Genomic DNA, 12252 nt, shown 5'->3' with positions numbered 1-12252 from the left:
AATGCGATATAGAAATAGCAAACAAAAACCCCGATTTAAATATATAAAAATGAGTTTATTTATTTTACTCTTAACAGCTATAGGTGTATTGACGAATATAAAATTAAAAAAGGAAGACTTGATAGAGCCTGCTACATCAGAGATACAAGTTTTCGCACGAAGTATAGAAGAAGAGAAACAAAAATTGATTGTCATTGATGCGGGTCATGGAGATGAAGATCCAGGGAGTAGCATTTCAAATGTTGATGAAAAAGATCTTAACTTACAGATTGCGTTAAAACTAAAGAGTGCTTTAGAAGAAGAAGGATATGAAGTGATGATGACGCGAAGTGATGATACGTATTTAACGCTAACTGAAAGAGCAGAGTTTGCTAATGAAGTAGAGGCAGATTTATTTATTAGTATCCATCAAAATTCATATATCGATGATTCAACGGTTAGTGGAATTGAAGTTTATTATAATGAAAGTACTAAAACAGAGTCAGATGAGGTATTAGCTCAATTCATTCAAACTGAATTAGTTGAAACTACAGGTGCAAGAGATAGAGGAATTCGTGCTTATGATGAATTAGTGGTGACCAGAAAAACAGAAATGCCGGCTTGCTTAGTTGAGTTAGGGTATATGACCAATAAATCAGAGTTATCACTTCTTCAAAGTGATGCTTACCAATATAAACTTGTAACAGGAATGGTAAATGGAATTAATCAATTTTTTGAATCATGATTGGAGTAGATAAAATGTTTAATTTTGTAATGAAGTCGTTTATTTCCTCACATCCCTTGTGAGGAAGACACTATCTATTGAGAAAAAACTCTCGACCTAAATTCTTCTTATCCTGATGATAAGAGAATAAATTTATTCCCCTAAGCTGAAATAAACATATAAAAAATGAACCCATCCCATAGGGTTCATTTTTTATATGTTTAAGAAATTTATCTCGGCAGACATTTTTCGATTTAGGATGATAGTGTTTCTGTCAATTAAAGTCGAAAATGTATTGTTTGGATTGTGTTTGATGTCTAATGAAGTAGAAAAAGAGGAAGAGTAGAAAATTTATTGCTTACATCCAATTTTGAAAAACTGATAAAATAGAAGTGACATCATTACGAGATACAGTCAGAAAGGAAGACGTGATTAAAAATGTTTAGAATGAATGACTATATTATGTATGGGCTAACGGGAGTTTGTAAAGTGATTGGAATTGAAGAAGAAAAATTCTTAGATTATCCTCAGCAATCATTTTATGTATTATAGCCTGTTTTTTCACCTCAAATGACGATTAAGATTCCAGTTTTAAATACGATTAAAAATATTAGACCTATTCACTCTACGGATGAAGTTAAAGAGTTAATTCAGAAAATACCTGATTTAGAGTTATTATGGATTTTTGATGAACGTGAACGAAACAATCTATTTCGTCAGATGTTACGAAATGCAAATTGTGATGAGTGGATTATTGTTATTAAAACCATTTATTCCTATAAATATTTAGATAACTATAAAGGAAAAAGATTAAATAAAAATGATGATGAAATTTTTAAAATAGCTGAAAAATTACTAAATGAAGAGTTTGGATTTGTTTTAAATATAAATCCAGATGATGTTCCCACTTATATTGGAGAATGTATTATTTAGAGTTTTCTATGAGAACAATTTATTAAATCATGTGACGTATAATAACTTTTTTTCCCTAGTAATTACGAAAATAGGCATTTTTTATAGAGCCAATGGTATATAATAGATAAGAGGTGCAATTTACTTTAGAAAACTTTTCTTACATTCTATTTTTTTTAAAGTAATGAAATAGCCAACTAAATACAGTCAAGTTCGGTTTTAAGAATGTTAAAGCAATGATAAGTTGTGAGAAAGGTGACGTGATTAAAATGTTCAGAATTGATGACTATATTGTATATGGATTAACAGGGGTATGTAAGGTAAAAGGAATTAAGGAAGAATGTTTTCTAAATTATCCGGCACAGTCCTTTTATATTTTAAGTCCTATTTCTTCACCGGAAATGACAATTAAAGTTTCTGTTGCGCACGGTAATGAGACTATCAGAATGGTTCATTCAAAGGATGAAGTAAATCAATTAATTCAAGGAATTCCTGATTTAGAATTATTATGGATAAAAGATGATCGAGAACGAAACCAGAAATTCCGATGTATGGTGAAGCAAGGAAATTGTAGTGACTTAATCACGATTGTCAAGACAATTTACTCATATCGAACTTTAGAAGATTTTAAAGGAACACGATTAAATAAAAGTGATGATGAAGTTTTTGAAATAGCCGAAAAGTTATTGAATGAAGAATTAGGATTTATCTTGGATTTAAATCCTGAAGAGATTCCTAATTATATTGAACAATATATTGCTTAAAAGAAAAAGCCGTTGATTAGTCAATGGCTTTTTTGATGAGTTTGATCAGAAGATATCCGAGTAAGGCTCCTATTATATTAGAAAGTAAATCATCGATATCAGCAAATCGTCCTCCAAAATATTGTAGAGTTTCTATTAGTAAGGATGTGCATCCAGCTAATAGTAGGAGTTGAAGTAATGTAGGTTTTCTTAGTAATAGTGAAACTAATATTCCAAATGGAACATATAGGGCAACATTTAAGAAAACTTGTTTTAAAACGTAAGGTCCGTACTCAAAAACTTCACGTAGTGTATTGAGGATTGGGATTAGGTTAGGTGTGGCATGAAAACTGAAGAAATAAGAAAGTCTAATGTTAAAAAGTCCAGTTAGATTAGCGAGGGCAATCAAATAACAACAAAATGTAAATTCGATAAGGCATCTTTTGAAGGTAAAGTATTGTCGTTTTTTAGTGAACCATAGGCAAAGAACGACAAGTAAGTAGAGTAGTGTTCCAAGTAGGAGACAGGGGATGAATAATCCGATAAAGGTATAAAAGATAGTTAGCATGATGTTCTCCTATTCTGGTAGGGGGATTATCGTGTCATTGATTTGGATAGCTTCAATATTTTCAAGCTTTAATAAGGTTGGGTCAGAAAACTTTAATGTTGTTTCATCTTGAATGGTCATCGAAGTTCTTGAAGAAAGTGTTTTTCTAGCGCCATCTTTTAAAATTAAAGAAACTTGCCAATCTTCAGGTATTAATTCTCCTACGATATTTAACGTGATTCCAAGAGGAGAAATTTTTACTTCAGCCACTGTGGTGCTCCCTTGTTTAATATCTGTTTTTTGAGTAAACATCTCAGTTGTTGAGTCTAGTTTGAATTTCACATTCCAATTTCCTTCAGTATAAGTATCATTTGAAACAAAATCTCCGTGGAGATTGAAAGTGGAAAGTTCTTCTGGAGAGATTTCGAATATATATTCTGTCATGATACGCCCATATTCAGTTTCATTGTTTTCATTAACACCATAGCTAATGCTCCAACTTTTATTATTGACTCTACGATTAGATGAATCAGTGAAATAGAAATAACCATGATCATCGATGTTATCTTCTAGCCATCTTGTTTGGATATGAAGGCGATTATTGACATAACCAACATTTGTAATGGTTACGAAATCAAGACCTGGAATTTTAATGTCCATTTGATTAGGTTTTAACACTTGAATAGCTGTGTCATTCACTGTAATCAGACCACTACCACCTGAGGAATCATGCTCACCCAACGTGATAATTTCGGGAGTTGTGGATAACAGTTCATTCCAATCTAAAGGAACATCCATGTTATCATAGAATTTTTTATTGGTTAAGAATGATTGAATTCCAAAACGGATGCTTTTTCCGTTTAGGTGTTTTCCACCGTTACCTTGTAAGCGAAGGGTTGCTGTTTTTGTTTCCTTATTGTAATCAATGGTTTGTATATTTAAAATACTGACTCCATCAAGTGTGTAATTGTAAATGTCGAGTGTTTCGTCTAAGATATCTCCGTTTAAATCTTGTAGTGTGAGGTAGATAACGACTTGTTCCTCATCATTTAACGCGCCTAATACTTCGAGTCTGATGTCATTATCTTCGCTCACTAAATTAATCGGTTGAAGGGCATCAATCATTTCAGAGCTGATAAGATAGACGAGCTTTTGAAAAGTTGGAGTTGAGGCAGCAACAGGAAGTGCTAAAAATAGACAAAGACAAGTGGCTAATGTCATTTTTAGTCCTTTAGAAAAAGGTGATTTTTGAGTCAGTCTTTGGTGAACCTTTTCGTGTAAGTTGTCGACCTTTGGTGTATCAATCTGCTCAAGTAATTGTCTTAGTTGTTGTTCTTGGGTATTAAATTTCATTCATCATCACGCTCCCATTTGGTAAAGTTTCAATTAATTGTTCAGATAACTTTTTCCTTGCACGTTCATATCGTTTACGAAGCGTGGCAGCGGGCAGATTGTAAATAACTTCAAGCTCTTTGTAGTCACGCTCCTCGATAATGCGGTTGAAAATTAACGCGCGCTCCATTGTGGATAACTTTGCTAATGCCTCTTTAACTTCTTCACTCATGTGATGATCATTTTCTTGCTTTGGGAGAAAGAAGAGAAGCTTTCGCTTTCTAAGAATATCCATGCAGTGATGATAAGCAATACGATAAAGCCAAGCAGATAATGAACTACCGCTCCTAAATTGATGCCTTTTTTGATAAGCTTTAACAAATGTCATTTGTACGACATCTTCAGCTTCATGATAATCACACAAAATATTGTGACAATATCTCATGAGATTTTGGCCATATAGGGTGATTGCTTCATTTAACTCGATTTCTCCCCCATCTGAGAATGAAGCATTTAATTGTTCATGAGTCACCATTCATTCCCCTTTCGTCATACGTTAAATTTAAGTGTAGCATTAAATGAATAAATTTTCTTTACAATCTTATAACGCTCAAAAGGTGATTTTTGTGACACGAATTTTTAAAAAGTTGAAATAAAGGTAAATAAATGGTCCATAATAAATCAATTAAAAAATTTGAATTGAGGTAGGTGATTAAATTGGCTTATCAATATTGTTCGAAAAAACAACTTAGACTCATGGTAATTTCAACTGTCTTATTTTTTGTAGTAGGATTAAGTGTTGTGAATTACTTTAATCATAAAAAGGAAGAATTACATGCCTTTGTGATGGGAAATTTCTATGAAAAAATTGTCTGGGTTAACAATCCAGAAAATTTAACGGTTTTAGTCAATAAGAATTATCGCTTATCTGATGAGTATGAACCAGATGATTTAGTGTTACTAGAAGTTCCTCTTTATAATAGGGATAGCACTAATGAGTCTAATTACTTACGAAAATCTGCAGCGGATGCACTGAAGCAAATGTTTATTGTCGCCAAATCATATGGTTATAATTTAACAGCCCGCAGTGGATATCGTTCATATGTAACTCAAGTTGCCTTATATGATCGATATGTTTTTACAGATGGTGGAGAAGCAGCTGATACCTATAGTGCAAGAGCCGGTCATAGTGAACATCAAACGGGACTCGCAGTTGATATTACATCGGATTCTGTTAATGAAGAGTTAACGGTTGAGTTTGGTGAAACAGAAGAAGGGAAATGGGTAGCTGAGAATGCACATCGATTTGGTTTTATTATTAGATATCCAGAGGATAAAACGTTATTAACGGGTTATCAATATGAACCTTGGCATTTACGCTATGTCGGAATTGATGCTGCGACTGAAATTTATGAGAATGGCTGGATTTTAGAGGAATATATTTTAGAAAATAATTTACTAGATTTATTATAAAACGAAAAGCTGGATAAGTTTATCCAGCTTTTCGTTTTATAACAGATGAAATAGGATCTATATCATTTAATTTAAAAGTGTTTTCTGATTATAATTTGTAAACCTATATTTGATTTGTTATAATGTATTTAAGATATTTGAGGCAGAAGGTGTTATTTTATGAGTACAAAATATAAGCAAATAGTATCAGAACTTGAAGCGGATTTACTTTCGGGGAAGTATAATGAAGTGAAAAAATTACCTCGTGAAGAAGATTTAATTGAAAAATATCAGGTAAGTCGAACAACAATTAGAAAGGCCATTGCGATGCTTGTTAATAAAGGTTATGTTTACCAAGTGCAAGGTAGTGGTATTTTTATTAGAGAGGCTTCATTACAAGATTATGTGAGTTTAGAAAATTTAAAAGGACTTACGAGAGATTTTCCTGATAAAAAAATTGAAAGCAAATTAATAAATCTCATGGTCATTAATGCAGATGAAGATTTAGCTAAACAGATGAAGTGTGATGTTGGAACGGATATTTATTTCTTAGAACGATTAAGATATGTTAACGAGGAGCCATTTGCGGTTGAATATACTTATTTAAATAAAAATGTGATTCCTTATATGAGCGAAGAAATTGCTCATAGGTCTATTTATAGTTTTATTATCAATGATTTAAAATTGAGCATTGGATTTGCAGATAAGATTATTTATGCTGATAAGTTGGATAGTGAATCGGCACAGTTATTACAATTATCAGAAAATGATCCGACTTTAGTAATTGAAAATACAGTATTTTTAACGAATGGAACTGTATTTGAGGTATCTAAGGTCATTCATAATTATAAAAATACAAAATTATTAAAATTAGCTAATTTCTAATAGGGGTGTGTTTGAGAATGAAGTTTGTTGGAATTGATATCGGAGGAACAGGAATTAAAGCAGGAATCGTCAATGAATTTGGCGAAATTATAGTGAAAAGAGATTGTATGACAGATTCTGAGGCTGGTTTTGATAAGGTTATGCAAGATATTTTTAATCTTGTCATGAGTTTATTAGATGAATCTCATTTAACGATGCAAGAAATTGGATCGATTGGTGTTGGAATTCCTAGTTTTATCAATCAAAAGGGTGAAGTAACATGTGTTAACCTTGGATGGCACCAGGTTAATATTGTGGATAAGCTAAAAGAAATGTTCCCAACTGTTAATACTTATGTTGAAAATGATGCAACAGTAGCAGCTATTGCAGAAAGTCATTTTGGAAGTATGAAAGGACATCCTATCGCTGTTATGCTAACACTTGGAACTGGTGTTGGTGGAGGAATTATTATTAATGGAATTCCATTTACAGGAGCTCATGGAATGGCCTCAGAAATTGGGCATGTTGTGATTGGAGAAAATTATTTTAATTGTAATTGTGGAAATAACGGGTGCTTTGAAACTTTCTGTTCAGCGACAGCTATTATTAAATATGCCCAACATTTATTAGCGGAAAATAAGAATACCTCAATTTATGCTAAATGTGAGGGGAAACTAGAGACTATTACAGCAAAAATGGTATTTGATGCTTATCGAGAGGAAGATAAAATAGCTAAACAAATTATTCAACGATTTAAGTCATATTTAGCTATTGGGATTGCGGGTATAATCAATACCCTTGATCCTCACATTATTGCAATTGGTGGAGGAGTTTCTAAATCAAGCGATATTATTTTGGATGGCTTAGACACTGAAATTAGAAAACATATTTTATATAAAAATGAAAAATTTGCAGATATCGTAGTTGCAACGCTTGGAAATGATGCGGGAATTATCGGTGCAGCTTTTTTAGGTGAAAAACGCTAGTTAAACTAGCGTTTTTTTTTATTTTTTAGAAGTAGTTCACAACAAAATATAAATATAGTTATAAGCCTATTTGGGTAAACTAAAGATGAAACAGCTTTATTTTTATAAAAAAACCAAAAGAAAACACTTGCAAAACAAAATGAAAGTGCTATAATATAGACATAAAACAAATAGGTAGGTACAAATATTAATTATAGCCACCTATCAAGGAGAGGAAGATAAATATGAAAATTTTATTAGCATGTTCATCAGGAATGTCAACTAGTCTTTTAGTAAACAAGATGAAAGAAGCTGCGCAAGCACAAGGAATTGAAGCTGAAATTTGGGCAGTTGGACAAAGTGAAGTAGATGCTGAAATGCAAAAAGCAGATGTTTTATTATTTGGTCCTCAAATGCGTTTCTTAAAATCTAAATATGCGCCAAAAGGGCAAGAATTAAATATCCCGGTTGAAGTTATTGCTCCAGTAAGTTATGGACGTTGCGATGGAAAAGCAGTTTTAAAACAAGCAATGGATTTAATTAATAATAAATAATAAACACCATCTGAAATAACTTATAGGGGGAAAGACTATGAATCTTTTTGAAAAAATTGAACAACCCATTATGGTTATAGGTGAAAAATTAAATAACAATAAGGCATTAAAAATTTTACGTGATGCATTCATGTTAGCATTTCCTATGACTATTTTTGGTTCAATTATGTTAATCATTGCTAACTTCCCGTATTTAAATAAATTATTGGGAGATGCAGGATTAGCCGCTGTACAAAATGCGTTAATTCCAGCATCAACAGCGACAATGTCAATTGCAACAATCTTCATTTGTTTAGGTATTGGTTATTACTTTAGTAAAGAAGAAGACGTAGATCCGATTTTCGGTGCTGCAATTTCTTTAACAGCCTTCTTCTTATTAACACCATTTGATGCTCCAATTGGAGATACAGGTGAAATGTTAAATGGTGTATTCAATATTGATCGCCTTGGTGCGAAGGGAATGTTCGTTGGAATGTTCGGTTCATTCTTCGCTGCTTGGTTATATGCTAAAGTCGTTAAGAAAAACTGGATCATTAAAATGCCACCATCAGTACCGACAGCCGTTTCAAAATCATTTGCTGCTTTAATCCCTGCTGTTGTGACGTTATCTGTTTTCTTATTAATTCGTATTGGATTTACATTTACACCATGGGGAAATGTGCATGATTTCATTTATGAAATTATTCAAATACCTTTAACAAGTTTAGGTAAAGGATTGGCAGCGACTTTAATCGCAGTATTTGCCATTCAAGTTTTATGGTTCTTTGGATTACATGGACAAATTATTGTTAACTCAGTGATCGACCCAATTTGGAATACATTATCACTTGAAAACTTTAATGCATTCCAAGCGGGATTAGAGGTACCGAATGTTGTTACAAAACAATTCATGGAAACATTCACAGTTGGTTTAGGTGGAACAGGAATGACATTAATCGTATTAATTATGATTTTAGCATTCATGAAGAGCCGCCAGTTACGTGAAGTAGGTAAATTAGCATTACCAGCAGGAATCTTCAATGTTAATGAACCAACTATCTTTGGATTACCTATTGTATTAAATCCGATTATTGCAATTCCTTGGATTTTAGCGCCAATTATTGCAACATCAGTTGCTTACTTTGCAATGTCTAGTGGATTAGTTCCATCGACAACAGGTGTAGCTGTTCCTTGGACAACACCAGTATTTATCAGTGGAATGCTAGCAACAAACTCTTTACGTGGTGGATTATTACAAATCGTTCAAATGCTTATCGTGGGTGTCGTATGGTTCCCATTCTTAAAAGCGTTAGATAAACGTAATGTTATAGAAGAAAAAAGCTTTGAAACAGAAGAATAAAAAATAAAAATCAATTAAGTCCTTAGTCTAAGATTAAGGATTTAATTGATTTAATTAGATTAAAATTGATAAGGAAGAGGAGTATTATTATGACTTTAAAATATGAATTTCCAAAAGGATTTTGGTGGGGAACTGCGACATCAGGACCACAAAGTGAAGGTAGTGCAGATGTTGATGGAAAGAGTAAAACAATTTGGGATCATTGGTTTGAAATTCAACCAGAACGTTTCCATAATGGTGTAGGACCAGAACATACATCAACATTCTATTCAAACTATAAAGAAGATATCAAATTATTAAAAGAAACAGGACACAATTCATTTAGAACATCTATTCAATGGGCACGTTTAATTCCAAATGGTGTAGGTGAAGTTAATCCAAAAGCAGTAGAATTCTATAATAATGTGATTGATGCCTTATTAGAAGAAGGAATCATGCCAATTATGAACTTATTCCATTTTGATATGCCAATGTGCATGCAAGAAATTGGTGGATGGGAAAGCCGTGAAGTAGTTGATGCTTATGCAGCATTTGCGAAAAAATGTTTTGAGTTATTTGGAGACCGTGTTAAACATTGGACAACATTCAATGAACCAATCGTACCAGTAGAAGGTGGATATTTATATGATTTCCACTATCCAAATGTAATCGATGGAAAACGTGCTGCACAAGTTGGATTTAATACAATGTTAGCAAGTGCGAAAGCTATTGAAGCGTATAAAGCTTTAGGACAAGATGGAAAAATCGGAATCGTCTTAAACTTAACGCCATCTTATCCACGTTCAACTGAAAATGCTGAAGATGTAAAAGCAGCTCATATTGCTGATTTATTCTTTAATCGTAGCTTCTTAGATCCTTCAGTAAAAGGTGAATTCCCAAGTGACTTAGTTGAGTTATTAAAAGAAAATGATGTATTACCAACTTACGAAGCAAATGATTTAGAAATCATTAAAAATAATACCATTGATTTCTTAGGTGTTAACTATTATCAACCACGTCGTATTAAAGCAAAAGAAACAGAAGTTAATAAAGATGTATTCATGCCAGACTGGTTCTTTGATAACTATGAAATGCCAGGTCGTAAAATGAATCCATACCGTGGATGGGAAATTTACGAAAAAGGAATCTATGATATCTGTATCAATTTAAGAGATAATTATGGAAATATTGAATTCTATATTTCAGAAAATGGAATGGGTGTCGAAGGAGAAGAACAATATATTAATGCTGAAGGTGTTATTGAAGATGATTATCGTATCGAATTCATTAAAGATCATTTAGCATGGTTACATAAAGGCATTGAAGAAGGGGCTAACTGCCGTGGATACCATTTATGGACATTCATTGATTGCTGGTCTTGGACGAATTCTTACAAAAATCGCTATGGATTAATTGCATTAGATTTAGCAACACAAAAACGTACAATTAAGAAAAGTGGTCGTTGGTTTAAAGAATTATCAGAGCAAGGAGGATTCTAAATCTTGAAATCAATTGTTTGTTTTGATATCGGAGGAACCAATGTTAAATACGCCGTTTTAAGTATCGACAAACAAATTCTAGAAAAGAGTTACTTTAAAACAAATATTCATAATGGACAAGATGTTTTGAAGGAAATGTGCCGTGTCATTGAGGATTATAAAATGCGTTATGACATTATAGGTGTTACGATTAGTAGTCCTGGATTTGTAAATACAAAGTTAGGTGTGATCGAGTCAGGCAATATTATTGATGGATTCAATGGTCTAAACATAAAGAAATATTTTGAAGAAAAGTATAATCTTTTCGTAACAGTTGAAAATGATGCAAATTGTGCAACAATTGCGGAACATACACTCGGTAATGGAAAAGGATACGATAATATTGTTTGTTTAACAATTGGAACAGGTGTTGGCGGCGGAATTATTATTAATAATAAAATTTATAATGGAAATCGTTTTATGGCGGGAGAGTTTGGTTTCATGTTTATTCATGGAATCAAATCTTCAATGCCAGAAAATGATATCTTAAGTAACTATGCATCAACTCGAGCGTTAATTGAGAAAACAGTAAATGAGTTAGGTGAAGAAATTGATGGAGTTGAACTTTTCAAACGCGCAGCGCTTGGAAATGAAATATGCCAACATAACATTGATAAGTTTTATGATAGTTTAGCAATGGCGATTTATAATATTTGTTATATTCTAAATCCAGATAAAGTTTTAATTGGTGGTGCAATTTCTCAACAAGATGGATTGATTAAAGAAATTACGAAAAGGGTTAGCTCCTACACACCAAGTTTCTCATCAGATTTAACAGACTATGTGAAAATTGATCGATGTAAGTTTTTAAATGATGCTGGATTAATGGGAAGCTATTGCAATTTTATTACACAATATAAATTAGATTAGATAGGAGAAAGAGATATGAATGCAGAAGAAATTTTAGAAGTTTGTTTTCAAATTATTATGTATGCAGGGAATGCACGTAGCATGGCCATGGAATCTATTTCATTAGCTAAAGAAGCAAAATTTGAAGAAGCAAAAGAATTATTAGCGGAAGCTCGTGCTGAAGTGAATAAAGCTCATCGTTTCCAAACAAATTTAATTCAAGCTGAAGCAAATGGTTCAAAAAATGAAATTTCAGTTTTATTAATTCACTCACAAGACCATTTAATGAACGGAATGACAGTTTTAGATATGGCAGAAGAATTCATTAATTTATATGAATTAGTGAAAAAATAAGTTATAACTAAAGGGAGATAAAAATCTCCCTTTTGAAACTCTAATGGGAGCTAGGAGGATGAAGAAATGACAAAAATTATAAAATTAAATCCATTTTATAGCGAAAAAGTTTGGGGTTATG

The 12252-nt window shown here is 32.4% G+C and carries 15 protein-coding genes; 12 read left to right on the top strand and 3 right to left on the bottom strand.

Annotated features, from left to right (window positions below; translation table 11 throughout):
- Position 1: 1 nt before the first annotated feature.
- From QWC74_RS06050 to QWC74_RS06040, 4 genes are all read left to right on the top strand, one after another.
- Positions 2 to 724 carry an N-acetylmuramoyl-L-alanine amidase gene (locus QWC74_RS06050; RefSeq protein ID WP_006783934.1) on the top strand — a complete coding sequence of 241 codons (723 nt, stop codon included), beginning with the start codon at positions 2 to 4 and terminating at the stop codon, positions 722 to 724.
- Between the two features lie 417 nt (positions 725 to 1141).
- Positions 1142 to 1255 carry a CarD family transcriptional regulator gene (locus QWC74_RS14810; RefSeq protein WP_006783862.1) on the top strand — a complete coding sequence of 38 codons (114 nt, stop codon included), beginning with the start codon at positions 1142 to 1144 and terminating at the stop codon, positions 1253 to 1255.
- An 18-nt stretch (positions 1256 to 1273) separates the two neighbouring features.
- Positions 1274 to 1636 (top strand): hypothetical protein, encoded by a 363-nt coding sequence (locus QWC74_RS06045; RefSeq protein ID WP_006783861.1) that lies wholly within the window; start codon positions 1274 to 1276, stop codon positions 1634 to 1636.
- Positions 1637 to 1884: 248 nt separating this feature from the next.
- Entirely contained in the window at positions 1885 to 2379 is a 495-nt protein-coding gene (locus QWC74_RS06040) for a CarD family transcriptional regulator (protein ID WP_006783860.1), read from the top strand.
- A gap of 16 nt (positions 2380 to 2395) precedes the next feature.
- Here QWC74_RS06040 and QWC74_RS06035 read toward each other — a convergent pair whose 3' ends face one another.
- From QWC74_RS06035 to QWC74_RS06025, 3 genes are read right to left on the bottom strand one after another with little or no spacing between them, the layout of a single operon-like run.
- Positions 2396 to 2926: a VanZ family protein gene (locus QWC74_RS06035; RefSeq protein ID WP_006783859.1), complete on the bottom strand. Its 531-nt coding sequence runs from the start codon at positions 2924 to 2926 to the stop codon at positions 2396 to 2398.
- A 9-nt stretch (positions 2927 to 2935) separates the two neighbouring features.
- Positions 2936 to 4258: a DUF4179 domain-containing protein gene (locus QWC74_RS06030; protein WP_006783858.1), complete on the bottom strand. Its 1323-nt coding sequence runs from the start codon at positions 4256 to 4258 to the stop codon at positions 2936 to 2938.
- Positions 4248 to 4772: an RNA polymerase sigma factor gene (locus QWC74_RS06025; protein WP_006783857.1), complete on the bottom strand. Its 525-nt coding sequence runs from the start codon at positions 4770 to 4772 to the stop codon at positions 4248 to 4250. The genes QWC74_RS06030 and QWC74_RS06025 overlap by 11 nt, the downstream gene beginning before the upstream one ends.
- Positions 4773 to 4954: 182 nt before the next feature.
- Here QWC74_RS06025 and QWC74_RS06020 point away from each other — a divergent pair, with 182 nt between their 5' ends.
- From QWC74_RS06020 to QWC74_RS05985, 8 genes are all read left to right on the top strand, one after another.
- Complete coding sequence (locus tag QWC74_RS06020; RefSeq protein WP_006783856.1) at positions 4955 to 5710, top strand: M15 family metallopeptidase; 756 nt, start codon at positions 4955 to 4957, stop codon at positions 5708 to 5710.
- Positions 5711 to 5869: 159 nt separating this feature from the next.
- Positions 5870 to 6574 carry a GntR family transcriptional regulator gene (locus tag QWC74_RS06015; RefSeq protein WP_006783855.1) on the top strand — a complete coding sequence of 235 codons (705 nt, stop codon included), beginning with the start codon at positions 5870 to 5872 and terminating at the stop codon, positions 6572 to 6574.
- Between the two features lie 17 nt (positions 6575 to 6591).
- On the top strand, positions 6592 to 7539 hold the full coding sequence (locus QWC74_RS06010; protein ID WP_006783854.1) for an ROK family protein: 948 nt from the start codon (positions 6592 to 6594) through the stop codon (positions 7537 to 7539).
- Between the two features lie 224 nt (positions 7540 to 7763).
- On the top strand, positions 7764 to 8072 hold the full coding sequence (locus QWC74_RS06005; protein WP_006783853.1) for a PTS sugar transporter subunit IIB: 309 nt from the start codon (positions 7764 to 7766) through the stop codon (positions 8070 to 8072).
- A 37-nt stretch (positions 8073 to 8109) separates the two neighbouring features.
- Positions 8110 to 9411 carry a PTS cellobiose transporter subunit IIC gene (gene celB / locus QWC74_RS06000; protein WP_006783852.1) on the top strand — a complete coding sequence of 434 codons (1302 nt, stop codon included), beginning with the start codon at positions 8110 to 8112 and terminating at the stop codon, positions 9409 to 9411.
- 89 nt (positions 9412 to 9500) lie between these two features.
- The gene (locus QWC74_RS05995; protein WP_006783851.1) at positions 9501 to 10889 is read left to right on the top strand and encodes a glycoside hydrolase family 1 protein; all 1389 of its coding nucleotides are present in this window, start codon (positions 9501 to 9503) and stop codon (positions 10887 to 10889) included.
- Positions 10890 to 10892: 3 nt separating this feature from the next.
- Positions 10893 to 11798, top strand: coding sequence for an ROK family protein (locus QWC74_RS05990; RefSeq protein WP_006783850.1), 906 nt, complete (start codon positions 10893 to 10895; stop codon positions 11796 to 11798).
- A gap of 15 nt (positions 11799 to 11813) precedes the next feature.
- Positions 11814 to 12131 (top strand): PTS lactose/cellobiose transporter subunit IIA, encoded by a 318-nt coding sequence (locus QWC74_RS05985; protein ID WP_006783849.1) that lies wholly within the window; start codon positions 11814 to 11816, stop codon positions 12129 to 12131.
- Positions 12132 to 12252 lie beyond the last annotated feature (121 nt).

The organism is uncultured Turicibacter sp., from assembly GCF_938044715.1.
Lineage (GTDB): Bacteria > Bacillota_I > Bacilli_A > MOL361 > Turicibacteraceae > Turicibacter > Turicibacter sanguinis.
This window is presented reverse-complemented; position numbering and strand designations above follow the sequence as displayed.